General features: G+C 61.8%; 13 protein-coding genes. 6 read left to right on the top strand and 7 right to left on the bottom strand.

What is annotated here, in order from left to right; genetic code table 11:
* Positions 1–30: 30 nt before the first annotated feature.
* The 6 genes from HCZ23_RS11400 to fdhA all read left to right on the top strand — a co-directional run bounded on the left by HCZ23_RS11400 (position 31) and on the right by fdhA (position 7,451).
* Positions 31–1,092: a GlxA family transcriptional regulator gene (locus HCZ23_RS11400; RefSeq protein ID WP_167601828.1), complete on the top strand. Its 1,062-nt coding sequence runs from the start codon at positions 31–33 to the stop codon at positions 1,090–1,092.
* Positions 1,093–1,336: 244 nt separating this feature from the next.
* On the top strand, positions 1,337–2,437 hold the full coding sequence (locus HCZ23_RS11405; RefSeq protein ID WP_167601829.1) for an ABC transporter ATP-binding protein: 1,101 nt from the start codon (positions 1,337–1,339) through the stop codon (positions 2,435–2,437).
* 92 nt (positions 2,438–2,529) lie between these two features.
* Positions 2,530–3,615: an ABC transporter substrate-binding protein gene (locus HCZ23_RS11410; RefSeq protein ID WP_167601830.1), complete on the top strand. Its 1,086-nt coding sequence runs from the start codon at positions 2,530–2,532 to the stop codon at positions 3,613–3,615.
* Positions 3,616–3,800: 185 nt separating this feature from the next.
* Entirely contained in the window at positions 3,801–5,048 is a 1,248-nt protein-coding gene (locus HCZ23_RS11415; protein WP_167601831.1) for an ABC transporter permease, read from the top strand.
* A gap of 12 nt (positions 5,049–5,060) precedes the next feature.
* Positions 5,061–5,999 carry an ABC transporter permease gene (locus HCZ23_RS11420; RefSeq protein WP_167601832.1) on the top strand — a complete coding sequence of 313 codons (939 nt, stop codon included), beginning with the start codon at positions 5,061–5,063 and terminating at the stop codon, positions 5,997–5,999.
* 264 nt (positions 6,000–6,263) lie between these two features.
* Positions 6,264–7,451: a formaldehyde dehydrogenase, glutathione-independent gene (gene fdhA, locus HCZ23_RS11425; RefSeq protein WP_167601833.1), complete on the top strand. Its 1,188-nt coding sequence runs from the start codon at positions 6,264–6,266 to the stop codon at positions 7,449–7,451.
* A gap of 72 nt (positions 7,452–7,523) precedes the next feature.
* On the opposite strand, the gene HCZ23_RS11430 is transcribed toward fdhA, so the two are convergent.
* The 7 genes from HCZ23_RS11430 to folB form a co-directional block, all read right to left on the bottom strand.
* Positions 7,524–8,930: an L-serine ammonia-lyase gene (locus HCZ23_RS11430; RefSeq protein WP_167601892.1), complete on the bottom strand. Its 1,407-nt coding sequence runs from the start codon at positions 8,928–8,930 to the stop codon at positions 7,524–7,526.
* A gap of 108 nt (positions 8,931–9,038) precedes the next feature.
* Positions 9,039–10,307: a serine hydroxymethyltransferase gene (gene glyA / locus HCZ23_RS11435; protein ID WP_167601834.1), complete on the bottom strand. Its 1,269-nt coding sequence runs from the start codon at positions 10,305–10,307 to the stop codon at positions 9,039–9,041.
* Between the two features lie 18 nt (positions 10,308–10,325).
* Complete coding sequence (locus HCZ23_RS11440; RefSeq protein ID WP_167601835.1) at positions 10,326–10,895, bottom strand: sarcosine oxidase subunit gamma; 570 nt, start codon at positions 10,893–10,895, stop codon at positions 10,326–10,328.
* A 13-nt stretch (positions 10,896–10,908) separates the two neighbouring features.
* A complete protein-coding gene (locus HCZ23_RS11445; RefSeq protein WP_167601836.1) occupies positions 10,909–13,899 on the bottom strand; it encodes a sarcosine oxidase subunit alpha in 2,991 nt (996 codons plus the stop codon).
* Complete coding sequence (locus HCZ23_RS11450; protein WP_167601837.1) at positions 13,896–14,201, bottom strand: sarcosine oxidase subunit delta; 306 nt, start codon at positions 14,199–14,201, stop codon at positions 13,896–13,898. The genes HCZ23_RS11445 and HCZ23_RS11450 overlap by 4 nt, the downstream gene beginning before the upstream one ends.
* A 13-nt stretch (positions 14,202–14,214) precedes the next feature.
* Positions 14,215–15,468 (bottom strand): sarcosine oxidase subunit beta family protein, encoded by a 1,254-nt coding sequence (locus HCZ23_RS11455; RefSeq protein WP_167601838.1) that lies wholly within the window; start codon positions 15,466–15,468, stop codon positions 14,215–14,217.
* Positions 15,469–15,830: 362 nt separating this feature from the next.
* Positions 15,831–16,193 carry a dihydroneopterin aldolase gene (folB, locus tag HCZ23_RS11460; RefSeq protein ID WP_167601839.1) on the bottom strand — a complete coding sequence of 121 codons (363 nt, stop codon included), beginning with the start codon at positions 16,191–16,193 and terminating at the stop codon, positions 15,831–15,833.
* Positions 16,194–16,307 lie beyond the last annotated feature (114 nt).

A 16,307-nucleotide genomic window follows, 5' to 3' on the forward strand; every position in this document is an offset into this window, starting at 1 on the left:
ATCTGGGGTTTCCTGTTTGGAGAGACAAAGATGACGACTCCGTCCTCCCGAGAGCCATCTGGCCGCGACTCATCCGCTTTGCCGCGCAGCACCACGTTGCGGGCGCAAAAACCGCGCACGGAGGGGCCGCGCCTGTCGGTGGGCTTTATCCTTGCGCGCCGGTTCACGCTCTGTGCCTTTGCCAATTTCGTCGATGTCCTGCGCTTGGCCGCCGATGAGGGCGACCGCAGTCGGCCGATTCTCTGCGACTGGACCGTCTTGTCGGACACCATGGACCCGGTCGCGTCGAGCAGCGGCATTACGGTGCAGCCCAAGGAACGCCTCGGCGACCCGCGGCGCTTTGACTATATTGTCGTGATCGGCGGTTTGATGGATGAAACGCCCTCTCTGGGCCAGGCCTATCACCGGTTTCTGCAACAGGCGGCGGAGGCGAATATCCCGCTGATCGGGGTCTGCACGGGCGCGTTCTTTTTGCACCAGGCGGGGCTTTTGGATGGCTATCGCTGTTGTGTGAGCTGGTTCCATCACTCTGATTTCCTTGAGCAATTCGAGGGTCTGAACCCTGTCGCGGATCAGATTTTCGTGGTGGACAGAGATCGCCTGACCTGTTCGGGCGGAGCGAGTTCCGCGCATCTCGCGGCCTATCTGGTGGACAAGCATGTGGGCCGCGCGCAGGCCAGCAAGAGCCTGCACATCATGATCATCGACGACGCGTTGCAAGAGGACAAACCGCAGCCCGGCCTGCCGCTCGATCTCAAGACCCAGGACCCGATCGTGCAGCGCGCGCTCTTGTTGATGCAGCAGAATATCGACACGCCGATCACGGTGCAGGACATCGCGCAGCGCATGGGCAACAGCAAACGCCAGGTCGAACGGCACTTCCGTCTGGCGCTCAATACCTCGCCGCAGGCGGCCTTTCTCGACATGCGCCTGAACTTTGCCAAGCATCTCATCGAGAAGTCGCAGAAGTCCATCGCACGGATCGCGGTCGATGCCGGTTTCTGTGATTCTTCGCATCTGAGTCGCATGTTTCGGCGCCGTTATGGCGACACGCCGCAGGCATTTCGCGCCGGACCGACCCAGGAAGATTAATTTCCTGCCTGGAAAATGGTCGCAATCGTTCTTTTTCTGAGCGCGCTTGGCGTAAAAAATGAACATTTGGTGAAACCTGCGGCATATCGCCCAGAGCTTCGACGCAATAATGCTGGGGTAATGACGCAGGGCTACTCCCTGCGCTTCGGCCTTCTCTCAATATTCCCTGAAATTCTTGGCCACGGGCCGCTCCAGAGGGCGGCATACGATGGCTCAACAACAAAAACTCAGGGGAGTTTGGGTCATGGCGGCATCCCGCGACGACGCGTTCGTGTCTTTCGAACATGTACAGAAAAGCTACGACGGTGAGACCCTCGTGGTGAAAGACCTCAATCTGCAATTGGCCAAGGGTGAATTCCTGACCATGCTCGGGCCGTCGGGGTCGGGCAAGACCACCTGCCTGATGATGCTCGCAGGCTTTGAGACCGCCACCCATGGTGAGATCCGCCTCGACGGCAAACCGATCAACCAGGTGCCGCCGCACAAACGGGGCATCGGCATGGTGTTCCAGAACTACGCGCTTTTCCCGCATATGACCGTGGGCGAAAACCTGTCCTTCCCGCTCGAAGTGCGCGGCATGGGCAAGTCCGAGCGCGAGGCGAAAATCAAACGCGCGCTCGATATGGTGCAGATGGGCGCCTTCGCGAACCGTCGTCCGGCGCAGATGTCCGGCGGTCAGCAACAGCGGATCGCTCTGGCGCGCGCATTGGTGTTCGACCCGAAACTCGTGCTGATGGACGAACCTCTGGGCGCGCTCGACAAACAGCTGCGGGAACACATGCAGTTCGAGATCAAACACCTGCACGAAAGCCTCGGCATCACCGTGGTCTATGTGACCCACGATCAGGGCGAAGCGCTCACCATGTCCGACCGCGTCGCGGTGTTCAACGATGGCCGCATCCAGCAACTCGCGCCGCCCGCCGAGCTTTATGAGCGTCCCGACAACAGCTTTGTCGCGGGCTTCATCGGCGAGAACAACAAGCTGCCGGGGGTTGTCGAAGAGCTCAATGGTGAGCGGGCCGTGGTGCGTCTCGAGAATGGCGAGCTGATCGATGCCACCGCCGTGAACGTGAAAGCCAAGGGGGAAAAGACCCTCGTGTCGATCCGCCCCGAACGCGTTGAATTCAAACCCGAACTTATCCCCGAAGGCGCCCATACCATCGACGCTGAGGTGCTCGAAGTCATCTACATGGGTGACATTCTGCGCACCCGGATGCGGGTGGCCGGTCATGACGAATTCGTCGTGAAATGTCGCAACACCATCGACCAGATGCCCCTGACCCCGGGCCAGCGCATCCGCATCGGTTGGAACCCGCTCGATGCGCGCGCGCTCGACATGATCTGAGTTTCTTCGCCCGGGCGTTCAGGGCCGGGGCGAGGCCATAGATGCGAAAGGCACCCCTCCGCATTTCATCCTGATCCAACATGGAGACCAACATGAACAAAAAGACTCTTTTGGCCCTGACCACCGCGCTTGGCGGCCTGGCGCTCCCGGCTCTGGCCGAGGACATCACCATCATGAGCTGGGGCGGGTCCTACGCCGCCGCTGAAAACGAAGCCTACTACAAGCCCTTCACCGCAGAGAGCGGCATCGGTGTCGTCTCCGTGGACGCCGACAACCCGGCGACCCCGGTGAAAGCCCAGGTGGATGCTGGCAACGTCACCACCGACGTCGCTCTGTTCCTCCTCTCCGATGCCGTGCGTCTGTGTGACGAAGGCCAGCTGATGCCGATCGACGCCTCCCTGTTGCCGGACGGCGTCGATGGCACGCCTGCGGAAGAAGACTTCCTCGAAGGCACGCTCAGCGAATGCATGATCCCGAACGATATTTACGCCACCGCCGTGGCGTTTGACGCGTCGCAATATGCCGAAGGTGAGGCCCCGTCCTCCATCGCCGACTTCTTTGACACCGAGAAATTCCCGGGCAAACGCGGCGTGTTGAAGAGCCCGAAAGTGGTTCTGGAAATGGCGCTGATGGCCGATGGCGTGCCGGCCTCCGAGGTTTATGACGTGCTCGACACCGACGAAGGTGTGGATCGCGCGTTTGCGAAACTCGAAAGCATCAAAGACGACGCGATCTACTGGGAAGCCGGGGCACAACCGCCGCAGCTTCTGGCCGATGGTGAAGTCGTGATGACCATGTCCTACAACGGCCGTATCTTCAACGCCGCCGTCAACGAAGGCAAACCCTTCGAAGTGCTCTGGGACGGTCAGGTCTATGAGTGGGAAGGCTATGTGATCCCGGAAGGCGCGCCGAACGCCGAGGCCGCGATGGACTACATCAAATACGCCACCTCGTCCGAGCAATCCGCCAGCTTCTCCGAGCGCATCTCCTACGGCACCCCGCGTAAATCCGCAGCACCGCTGGTGGGCAACGTGCACGGCACCGACATCCCGATGGCGCCGAACCTGCCGACCTACCCGGACAACATGACCAACGCTCTGGCGTCTTCCGCCGAGTTCTGGGTCGACCGCGAAACCGAGCTGGGTGAGCGTTTCAACGCCTGGCTCCTCGCCAACTGATCCTGTCTCAGGATTTGAAAGTGTTGCCGGGGGCTCCCTCCCCTTGTCCCCGGCAGACCGGCGAAAGAGCTTTACCTCTGCTCTTTCGCCGGTCCCCCAAGACCCGAAATTTGACGCGTGTTCTGACACGGCCGTGAGCGCGTTCCCCGCGCAGCTCCGGCGCCAAGATAAAGATAGGAAACAGGATGTCTGACGTCGCCTCTCAGTTGACCACCGCGGACGGGCGCCCGCTCAAGGCCGCGCTGGCCTCGGCCCAGGCCCGGGCCAAACGCCGCGCATTTTTCCTTGTGCTGCCTTTGCTGCTGTTCATTCTGATCAGCTTCGCCGTGCCGATCGGCCAGATGCTGCAACGCTCGGTCTACAACGATCAGTTCTCCAAATCCGTCCCGGCGCTAACCGAGTGGTTTGCCGAGAACCCGAAAGGCACAGCGCCCGATGAGGCCGCCTTTGCGGCGCTGGCCTCCGATCTCGTGCTGATGAAAGAGACGCGGGCGGCGGGCGATGCGGGCACGCGGATCAACTATGTGGTCTCCGGCACGCGCTCGATGTTCACCAAGGCGGCACGTGGCGCGGACAAATTGGAGCCGCCCTATATGGCGGCGATGCTTGAGCTGGACGAAGACTGGGACGACCCGCTGGTCTGGAACGCGATGCGCTCAGCGGCCAGCCCCTGGACGTTTGACTTCTACACCATCGCTTTCGATCTGGAACGCGACGCGGACGGCAAGCTGACCAAGGTCGATGAGAACCAGCGCATCTATTTCCGTTTGTTCATCAAGACCTTCCTGATTGCGGGCGTGATCACCGCGATCTGCCTGGTGCTGGCCTTTCCGATTGCGCATCTCTTGGCGACCCTGCCGATGGCCAAGGCGAACCTCTTGATGATCCTCGTGCTTTTGCCCTTCTGGACCTCGCTCTTGGTGCGGACCACTAGCTGGATCGTGCTGTTGCAAGGCCAGGGCGTGATCAACGACATCTTCGTGGCGCTGGGCATCCTCGGCGACGATGGCCGCCTGCAGATGATCTACAACCAGACCGGGACGATCATTGCCATGGTGCACATCTTGTTGCCCTTCATGGTGCTGCCGCTCTACTCCGTGATGCGCGTTATTCCGGTCAGCTACACCCGAGCCGCACGCTCTCTGGGCGCCACCAGCTGGACCACCTTCCGCCGCATCTACCTGCCGCAGACCATTCCCGGCATCGGTGCGGGCGTGCTCTTGGTCTTCATCCTCGCGGTTGGCTATTACATCACCCCCGCGCTTGTCGGTGGCGCTGACGGCCAGCTGTTCTCCAACATGGTGCAGTTCCACATGACCAAGGCCAACTGGTCCATGGCAGCGGCTCTGGCGACCATGCTTCTGGTGGGCGTCCTGGTGCTCTACTGGCTCTACGATCGCCTGATCGGCATCGACAAACTGAAACTCGGTTAAGGAGAGAGACTGATGGCCCTGCCAACCTACGCCTCCCCGCTCGAACGCGCCTGGCACTACGCCTATCTGGCGATCTGTGTCCTCGTGTTCATCTTCCTGATCGCGCCGATCCTGGTGATCGTGCCGCTCTCGTTCAACGCGGAACCCTATTTCACCTATACCGAGAAGATGCTCAGCTTCGATCCCGAAGGCTACAGCCTGCGCTGGTACGACTCGCTTTTGACCACGGGGATGCAGGCCCATGAGGCGGTGCGCGATGCCGCCTGGTGGTCCGATCTGTGGCACAATGCGGATTGGGTGAAAGCGGCGAAGAACTCCGTGATCATCGGTTTCTGGGCGACGATCCTGTCGACCGTTCTGGGCACTTTGGCGGCCCTCGGACTGGCGCGCCCCGAAATGCCCTGGCGCCGGACGATCATGGCGATCCTGATCAGCCCGATGATCGTGCCGATCATCATCGTCGCAACTGGGATGTTCTTTTTCTATTCCAACCCCTGCGCCATCGTCGGCATGGACTGCGGGCGCCTGACCTCGACCTATACGGGCGTCATTCTGGCCCACGCAGCGCTTGGCATTCCCTTCGTGATCATCACCGTGACGGCGACCATGTCGGGCTTTGACCAGTCGCTGATCCGGGCGTCGGCCAGCCTCGGCGCCAACCCGCGCCGGACGTTCTTCAAAGTGGTGATGCCGCTCATCTTGCCGGGCGTGATCTCCGGCGGTCTCTTCGCCTTTGTCACCTCCTTTGACGAAGTGGTCGCCGTGCTTTTCATCGCGGGCCCCGATCAACAGACCATCCCGCGCGAAATGTGGAGCGGCATCCGCGAACAGATCAGCCCTGCCATTCTGGCCGTGGCGACGATCCTCGTGATCATCTCGATCTCGCTTCTGACCACGGTGGAAATCCTGCGCCGCCGGTCCGAGCGTCTGCGGGGGGTGGCGGCGCATTAAGCTGGCCCATCCGGGCGATCTTGATCGCCAACTGTGTTATACTATAGCTACGCGCCCTTCCGCCTGGACGGGCGCGTTTGCGTTTGTGACGCAGTTGTTCCCCGGTTTCGCCGCATCTCTCCGCGCGCCACAGGGGCTTGCCGCGCTCTTCTGGTCGGACGCATGGACCGTATTTGCGAGGTCCATTTGCGGGCGGGCAGTTCCGGGAGGACGGAGCGGCCTGATCCTGAAACCGCATTGCTATGAAGAAATGGGAGGAAAGTTATGAGTTCCAACAAAGGCGTCGTCTACATGGGCCCCGGCAAGGTCGAGGTCCAATCCATCGCAGATCCGGTGATGGCCGCCCCCGACGGGCGCAAGCTTGAACATGCGGTGATCCTGAAAGTGATCTCCACCAACATCTGTGGTTCCGACCAGCACATGGTCCGGGGTCGCACCACCGCGCCCGAGGGTCTTGTGCTCGGTCACGAAATCACCGGTGAGGTGATCGAAAAAGGCTCCGATGTCGAGATGCTGAACGTCGGCGACATCGTCTCCGTGCCGTTCAACGTCGCCTGTGGCCGTTGCCGCTGCTGTAAAGAACAAGACACCGGCGTTTGTCTCACCGTGAACCCGGAACGTGCTGGCGGCGCCTATGGCTATGTCGACATGGGCGGCTGGGTTGGTGGTCAGGCGCGCTATGTCATGGTGCCCTACGCGGATTTCAACCTGTTGAAATTCCCGGATCGCGATCAGGCGATGGAGAAGATCACCGATCTCACCATGCTCTCCGACATCCTGCCCACCGGCTTCCACGGTGCGGTTCAGGCCGGTGTGGGCGTGGGCTCCGTGGTCTATGTTGCGGGCGCGGGTCCTGTCGGTTTGGCTGCGGCGGCTTCGGCGCAAATCCTTGGCGCCGCCATCGTGATGATCGGCGACTTCAACAAGGAACGTCTCGATCACGCCGCCAAGATGGGCTTTGTTCCGGTCGATCTGAACCAGAGCGACCGTCTGGGCGACATGATCGCCGAGATCACCGGCAGCCCCGAAGTGGACGCCGCCATCGACGCCGTGGGCTTTGAGGCGCGCGGGCATTCGGGCGGTGAACAGCCGGCCATCGTGCTCAACCAGATGATGGACATCACCCGCGTGGCGGGCAGCATCGGCATTCCGGGCCTCTACGTGACCGAAGATCCGGGCGCGACCGATGAAGCCGCTAAGGTGGGCAGCCTGTCGCTGCGGTTCGGGCTCGGCTGGGCCAAGGCGCAGAGCTTCCACACCGGCCAGACCCCGGTTCTCAAATACAACCGTCAGCTCATGCAGGCGATCCTGCACGGCCGTCTGCCGATCGCGGACATCGTGAACGCACAGGTGATCTCGCTTGAGGATGCGGCGAAGGGCTATGAGGCCTTCGACCACGGTGCCGCGAAGAAATTCGTGCTCGACCCGCATGGCATGCTCAAGGCGAGCTGAGCCTGACCCGACCAGAAACAGAAAGGGCGGCCAGAGTTGGCCGCCCTTTTTTTCGTCTCAAACGAAGTGCCCTCAACACTCGGGCAGGTTCACAGCGATCCCCCCGGTGGAGGTCTCTTTGTATTTGAGGTTCATGTCGCGCCCGGTTTCCAACATCACCTGGATACAGTTGTCGAGCGGCATGAAATGCGTGCCGTCGCCGCGCAGCGACAGGGACGCCGCCGACACCGCCTTGATCGCGCCAAGCGCGTTGCGTTCGATACAGGGCACCTGAACCAGACCCGCCGCCGGGTCGCAGGTCATTCCGAGGTGATGCTCAAGCGCGATCTCGGCGGCATTCTCCACCTGTTCGTTGGTGCCGCCCAGCACCGCACAAAGCGCTCCCGCCGCCATCGCCGCAGCCGAGCCGACCTCACCCTGACACCCCACTTCGGCGCCGGAAATCGAGGCGTTGTGCTTGATCAACCCGCCGATGGCGGCGGCGACCAGCAGGAAGTCCTTGAGCTTCGCGTCTGTCGCGCCCTGGCAATGCATCCGGTAGTAGCGCATCACAGCCGGCACGACGCCCGCTGCCCCGTTGGTGGGAGAGGTCACAACCCGGCCACCCGCCGCGTTCTCCTCGTTCACCGCCATGGCGTAGACGCTCATCCAGTCGTTGGCGACATGGGGCGCGGTGATGTTGAGACCCTGTTCGGCCTTGAGCGATTCATGGATGGATTTGGCGCGGCGTTTGACCTTCAACCCGCCGGGCAGGATGCCGTCTTGGGACAGGCCGCGGTCGATGCATTCGTTCATCGTCTCAATCAGACGGTCGAGTTTCGGTTCAAGATCGGCGCCATGCACCTTGCGCTCATTGGCGCGTTTCATCTCGGCAATCGACTTGCCCGCGTCTAGCCCCATGGCGAGCATTTCTTTTGCCGTGCCAAAGGGGTAGGGGAAGTTCAGTGCTTCTTTTTCGTCGTGCAGAGACACACCGGTTTTGGAGGCTTCCAGCTCCTCATCGGTCATGATGAAGCCGCCGCCGACCGAATAATAGGTTTGGGCGTAGTAGATGTTGCCGTCCTTGTCATGGCCGCGCAGGATCATGCCGTTGGCGTGACCCTCAAGCGCCGGACCGTAGTCGAACACGAGATCCACCTTCGGGTTGAAATCCAGCTCCGGCAGACCGTCGAGGGCGATTTTCTTGTCGTCATAGACCGCCTGTTCCATCGCGTCGGCCTGATCGAGATCGAGCGTGTCGGGCAATTGCCCGCAAAGCCCAAGGATCACGGCACGGTCTGTGGCGTGGCCCTTGCCGGTGAACGCCAGCGAGCCGTAGAGCGTGGCCGACAGGCGCGACAGCGGCCCACAGCCCGGATATTTGCCCTTACCAGCGCGCAGATCCTCGATAAAGCGGTGCGCGGCGACCATGGGCCCCATCGTATGCGACGAAGAGGGGCCGATGCCGATTTTGAAAACGTCGAAGACGGAGAGGAACATGGTGGTGCCTTTCGCAAATCGGGGCCTGCGCATAAACGTCAGGCCCCTCAGATCAGAGATCAACTCGGTGTGGTGTGTCGCGGCCCCACACGGGAGGCCGCGACAGGATCAGGCGCCGTAGATCGGGTGATCGGCGCAGAGTTTTTTCACCTCGGCCAGCACTTCGGCCTCGACGGCCGCGTCGCCCTCGGGATTGTTCGACAGGGCGTCGAGGACCTTAAGGATCAGCGAGCCGATCTGTTCGAACTCGGCCTCTTTGAACCCACGCGTGGTGCCCGCAGAGGTGCCGAGACGGATGCCGGAGGTCACGAAGGGCTTTTCCGGATCGTTCGGGATCGAGTTCTTGTTGCAGGTCAGACCAGCGCGTTCGAGCGCGATTTCGGCCACTTTGCCGGTCACGCCTTTGGGGCGCAGATCGACGAGGACCATGTGACAATCGGTGCCACCGGAGACGATGCCCAGACCGCCGACTTTCAACACGTCCGCCAGAGCTTTCGCGTTCTCGATCACTTGGCCGGCGTAGTCGGAGAAGGACGGCTGAAGCGCCTCACCGAAAGCCACGGCTTTCGCGGCGATGACATGCATCAGCGGGCCACCCTGGTTGCCCGGGAAGACGGCGGAGTTCAGTTTCTTCGCGATCGCTTCGTCGTTGGACAGGATCACGCCGCCCCGCGGACCGCGCAGGGTCTTGTGGGTGGTGGAGGTGGTCACATGGGCGTGCGGCACCGGGTTCGGGTATTTGCCGCCCGCGATCAGACCGGCGTAGTGCGCCATGTCGACCATGAGGTAAGCCCCCACTTCGTCGGCGATCTTGCGGAAGCCTTCGAAATCGATGACACGCGGGTAGGCGGAGGCACCGGCGACGATCAGCTTCGGCTTGGTTTCCAGCGCTTTCTCACGCACTTTTTCCATGTCGATCAGGTGGGTGTCGGGGTCGACCTCATAGGAGACGACATCGAACCATTTGCCGGACATGGTCACAGGCGAGCCGTGGGTCAGGTGACCACCGTGGGCCAGCGAGAGACCCATGATGCGGTCGCCCGGCTGCAGAAGCGCCAGAAACACGGCCTGGTTGGCCTGTGCGCCGGAGTGCGGCTGCACGTTGGCGTATTCGGCGCCGAAGAGTTGTTTGAGACGGTCGATGGCCACGGCCTCGACCTTGTCCACGAACTCACAGCCACCGTAGTAGCGCTTGCCGACATACCCTTCGGCGTATTTGTTGGTCAGAACAGAGCCCTGAGCCGCCATCACGTCCGGGGACACGATGTTCTCGGAGGCGATCAGTTCGATCTGGGTCTGCTGACGCTCCAGTTCCTCGCCAATGGCGGAGGCGATGTCGGCGTCTGCGATTTCGTATTTTTGCAGGCGGTCAAACATGCGGGTGATCCTTCAGGTTCAGGCGAGTTCGGCCGCGAGTTCTTTCGCGCCGGTCTCAAGGGTTGTGACAAGGAAGGACGCGAAGCTGTTCCAGACATCCATGCGGAAGCTGGTGTCAGAGTCGCGCCAGAGAGTGACGGTCGCGCCGTCGAAAAGCATGCGGCGGGCCTGGCCCACTTTGATCGAGGCGATGTCACGGGGCGCGCCGATGCTCAAAAGCTCGGCGGCCTGCGGACCCTCGATGGTGAGCGTCACTTCGCGCCCGGTGATGTCGGTCATCGAATGCGGCAGGGAGGGGTAGAGGGCCGCCAAAGCGTCCTCTACTTTTTCGATCTGGCCGAGCGGGACCAGAACGGTCCACTCGTCCGGGCCGAGGCAGGCGGCTTCGATGCCTTCCGCCTTGGCGCGGGTGCCGATCTGGGTCGGAAGCTCGAGGCCGATGGCTTTGCCGACAGCGGCAAGATCACCACCGTTTTCATTGGTCCGGGCGCGCAGAGAGATGCGCCCGATCAGTTGCGAGACGGCCACACGGGCAGCAGCGGTATCCACCACGACCGAGGGGGCCAGAGAAGAGATATGCTTGGACATGTCTGACCTCCGATCAGATTTTCAGGCGGCTGTTTTCGGGATCGTAGAACACGGTCCCGGTGATTTTTGCGGCGATGGTCCGATCCGGCATCGGGATGTAGACCGTTTCGCCCATCTTCGAGTGCCCGCCTTCGATCACGGCCAGAGCGATCGGACGACCGGTCGTGCCCTGATTGTAGGACGAGGTCACGTGACCGCGCATGGTCATCGGGATCGGCTGTTTCGGATCGAACACGATCTGAGCGCCTTCCTCGAGCCAGCTGTTGTCTTCGGTCAGAAGACCCACGAGCTGTTTGCGGTTTTCTGCCACGAGGTCCGGGCGTTTGAGACCGCGCATGCCCACAAAGTCGGCTTTCTTCTTGCCGACGGCCCAATCCATACCCGCGTCCTGCGGGGTGACGGTGCCATCGGTGTCCTGACCGACGATGATGTAGCCTTTTTCGGCGCGCAACACGTGCATGGTCTCGGTGCCGTAGGCGGTGATGTCGTATTTCTGACCCGCCTCCCACAGTTTTTCCCAAAGATCGCGACCGTAAGGTGCTGCCACGTTGATCTCAAAGCCGATCTCACCGGTGAAGCTCACGCGCCACAGACGGGCCGGGTAGCCTGCCACGGTGCAATTCACGCAAGACATATGCGGGAAAGCCTCTTCGGTCAGCTCAATGCCTTCGACGAAGGGCGCGAGCAGTTTGGCGGCGTTCGGACCATTGAGCGCAACAGTGGACCATTGCTCCGTGGTGGAGGTCAGCCAGACGTTGAGATCGGGCCATTCCGTTTGGAGGTAGTCTTCCATCATGTTCAGCACACGCGCTGCGCCACCGGTGGTGGTGGTTACGTGGAACCGGTCTTCCTCGACACGGGCGATCACGCCGTCGTCGCGGATGTAGCCGTCATCGCCCAGCAGAAGACCGTAGCGACATTTGCCCGGCGCCAGTTTCAGGAACGGGTTGGTGTACATGCGGTTGACGAATTCGGCCGCATCCGGCCCGACGACTTCGATCTTGCCCAGCGTGGAAGCGTCGAAGATGCCTACGGAAGCCCGCGTCGCCGCACATTCGCGGGTCACGGCCTGATCCATGGTCTCGCCCGCTTTCGGGAAGTAGCGCGCACGGCGCCACTGGCCCACGGGTTCGAACACAGCACCGTTCTCTTCGGCCCAACCGTCGATCTGCGTTTTGCGCACCACTTCGAAATGCTCACCGCGGTGATAGCCCGCGAAGGCCCCGAAGGTGGTCGGCGTGTAGGGCGGACGGAAGGTCGTCAGACCCACCTGCGGTTGCTTTTTGCCCAGAGCGTCGGCGGCGATGTTGAGGCCGTTGATGTTGGACATCTTGCCTTGGTCGGTCGCCATGCCGTTGGTGGTGTAGCGTTTGACGTGCTCGATGGAGCGCATGCCCTCGCGCACAGCAAGACGCAGGTCTTTCGCGGTCACGTCGTTCTGGAAGTCGACAAAGGCTTTCGCCTTGCCCGGGCTGCGATCCGTCGGCAGTTCGCGCATCATCACGCCGGAGCCGGTGCGGTCGTCCGCCACGGTGTACTCGGTCGCGGTGGCTTCGACGCCCAGTTTGGCCAGAGCCTCGCCCACACGGGTTGCCCCGTCACGCAGAGCCGCCTCGGTGCCCCAAAGGCCACGCGATGCGCCGGTGATCACGCAGTCTTCCGGCGTGTCTTTCGGCAAGAAGGTGGTGAGATCGTCGTCCCAGGTCAGGCTGCCCTTGGTGTGGGAGAACAGGTGCAGGGACGGGGTCCAGCCACCGGACATCAGAAGGGCGTCACATTTGATCCACTGACCAGCGCCGACATTGGTGCCGGAGAGCGGGTTCACGCGCACATTGTTGACGCGCAGACGACCGCCGGTGGCCGTCACAGTGTGCGACAGTTTCACCGGAATGCCACGCGCACGGGCCTCGGCCTGAAGGTCCTGACGGACCTGCGCACGGGTGTCGACGATGGCCTGAACGTAAGCGCCCGCATCCTGAAGATCGAACGCGGCATACCAGGCGCTGTCATGCGAGGTGACGACGACCGGGCTGTTGCCGACCTTGACGCCGTAGCGGTTCAGGTAGGTCTGGGCAGACCCCGCGAGCATCACGCCCGGACGGTCGTTGCCGTGGAACACCAGCGGTTTTTCCAGAGCACCCTGGGCCAGAACGACCTGTTTGGCGCGCACACGCCACATCCGCTCACGCGGGGTGTCGGCCGGAAGCGTCGGCAGGTGGTCGGTCAGTTTCTCGACCAGACCGATCAGGTTCTCGTGGTAATAGGCAATCGCGGTGGTGCGGGTCATCAGCTTGACGCCTGCCGCTTTGAGATCCGCGAGCTCGTCCGAGAGCCAATCCCAGGAGGTCTTGCCTTCGATCTTGGCTTGCGGTTCCGACAGGATCGAGCCGCCCATTTCGGCGTTCTCATCCACCAGCACAACCGACAGACCTTTGCCCGAAGCTTCGCGCGCGGCGGCGATCCCGGCGGGACCGGCGCCCACGATCAACAGATCGCAGTAGAGGTTGCGCGAGGCATAGGTGTCCGGGTCGTGTTCGGTCGGGGAGACACCCAGACCGGCAGCGGCACGGATGAAAGGCTCATAGACCTTGTCCCAGAAAGACCGCGGCCACATGAAGGTTTTATAGTAGAACCCGGCCGAGAACATCATGTAGGCGGCGTCGTTCACGGCGCCCACGTCGAATTTCAGGCTCGGGAATTTGTTCTGCGAGGTGGTCTCCAGACCTTCCCAGATCTCCTGAACGGTGGCGCGGGTGTTCGGCTCGAAACGGCCAGCGCCGCGCCGGGTGCCGATGAGCGCGTTGGGCTCTTCGGAACCGGCCGCGATGGCGCCACGCGGGCGGTGGTATTTGAACGACCGGCCCATCAGGTGGACGCCATGCGACAGAAGCGCGGAGGCGACGGTGTCGCCTTTCACACCGGTGTAGGGTTTGCCGTCAAAGGTGAAAACGATCGGCTTGGAGGCGTCGACGCGCCCTTTGCCACGTACGCGGTAAGTGCTCATTTGTTGTCTTCCTCCAGAAGCGTGGCGAGATCGGGACGCGGCTCACCGGCTTTGTAGGTGGTGTAGAAACGGTCGGTGATGGTGTTGCGGACCGCGTTGAAGAACCGGCCACAGCCGTGGACGTGGCGCCAGCGTTCGAAATGCGGGCCCTTGACGTTTTGCCGCATGAACAGGAACTCGGCCCATTCTTCGTCGGTCTGCTCCGTGGGGCTGACCGGACGGTCGATGTGGGCCTCGCCCGCGTAGGCGAATTCCAGTTCCGGAAGCGTTTCGCCGCAATAAGGACAATGAATCTGGATCATGTCTTTGGTCTCCTTAGTGGGCCACAGCGGCAGCGGCGGCTTCGTCGATCAGGCGGCCGGTGCGGAAGCGGTCCAGCGTGAAGGGCGCGTTGATCGGGTGCGGTTCGTCTTTGGCAACGGTCCAGGCCAGCGTGTGCGCGGCACCCGGGGTGGCTTTGAACCCGCCCGTGCCCCAGCCACAGTTGACATAGAGGTTCTGAACCGGGGTCTTGCCGACGATCGGCGACCGGTCCGGTGTGTTGTCGGTGATCCCGCCCCATTTGCGCAGCATCCGCATGCGGTTGAAGATCGGGAAGACTTCGGAGATGGCCGCAATCGTGTGCTCGATGAGCGGCAGGCCGCCGCGCTGGGAGTAGGACACGTATTGGTCGGTGCCGGAGCCGATGACCAGCTCGCCTTTGTCCGACTGCGAACAATAGGCGTGCACGGCGTTCGACATCACGACGCAGGGGAAGATCGGTTTGATCGGCTCGGACACGAGCGCCTGAAGCGGCATGGATTCGAGCGGCAGACGGACGCCTGCGGTTTCCATGACCATCGAGTTGTGGCCGGAGGCGGAGACGGCGACCTTCTTGGCTTTGATGAAACCCTTGTCGGTGTCGACGCCGGCGACGGAGCCGTCCGGGTTGCGGCGGATGGCGTTCACGGCGCAGTTCTGGATGATGTCCACACCACGTTCGGCGGCCCCACGGGCATAGCCCCAGGCCACGGCATCGTGACGCGCGGTGCCGGCACGTTCCTGAAGCGCACCGCCCATGACGGGGTAACGGGCGTCCGGTGCGATGTTGACCGGCGGGCAGTATTCCTTGCACTCTTCCGGGGTCAGCCAGCGGTTGTCGACGCCGTTCAGACGGTTGGCATGGACGTGACGCTTAAAGCTTTGAACGTCATGCACCGTGTGGGCCAGCATCAAGCAGCCGCGGTTCGAGTACATCACGTTGTAGTTCAGCTCCTGGCTCAGGTTCTGCCAGAGATCCACCGAGTGATTGAAGAGCGCCTGGCTCTCGTCATAGAGGTAGTTCGAGCGAATGATGGTCGTGTTCCGGCCGGTGTTGCCACCGCCGAGCCAACCTTTGTCGATCACGGCGATATTGGTGATGCCGTGTTCTTTGGCCAGATAATAAGCGGCACCAAGCCCGTGGCCGCCAGCACCGACGATGACCACGTCATATTCGGCTTTCGGCTGGCTCTCCGGCCATTGCTCGGTCCAGTTCTTGTGCCCGGTCAGGGCGTTCTTAACAAGGTTAAGTGCATTGAAGCGTGTCATCGTGCAGGCTTTCTCTGTGAGAGAAGGAATTGTGCGATGATCGCGTCTAAACGGGGCGAATAATCGGATATTTGCGCCACGCGTTATGAATGTATGCGTCATCGTCACGTTTTTGTTGCGTTGGCCAGAAAATCTGATCCTTCCGCAGTGGGTCTGTCATCATTTTGCGTATTCTTTGAGCGCGAAATCCCTTTCTATGCTTGATTTCTGGCGCATTTGAGGCGCTGCGCCATCGCGTTCAAGCTTTTTTGCGACCACTTGACGACCCTGGGATGGAATCGCTTTTTCAACTGGAACGCCTGCGCGAAAGCCGGGTTGTGCAACTGCCGCATATGTCCTGTCGCAGGCGCAGCGATTTTCGCTCAGCGCTGACGCAGAATTTCGATTCCGACGTGATCCAGAGCGGCCTGGATCGGCGCCGAGGGTTTGCGCACGGTCACCCGCACGGAACGGATGGCGGCAAACCGGTCGAGCACGTCCTGCGCGATACGTTCCCCCAGCGTTTCGATAAGATCGAACGGCCCGCTGTCACAGGCCTTTTGCGCCAACTGGCACAAAGCATCATAACAGACCGTCAGCCCGTAGTCATCCGCCTGACCGGCAGGCGTCAGGTCGATCTCGCAAGACAGGTCGATGTAGAATCTTTGGCCCAGACGCTTTTCCTCCGGCATGACGCCGTGAAAGCCGTAGAGGCAAAGATTGCTGATGAAAATGCGGTCGGACATGGGGACCTCATGGCAGGCAGGAGACAGGCAGGATGGGAGAGGCGAAGGATAAAAAAGCGCCGCCAGAGGACGAATCTTCCGGCGGCGCAAGGGAAGGGCAGGGGAAAGCCCTTG

The sequence above is a fragment of the Celeribacter sp. HF31 genome, assembly GCF_011806455.1.
Lineage (GTDB): Bacteria > Pseudomonadota > Alphaproteobacteria > Rhodobacterales > Rhodobacteraceae > Celeribacter.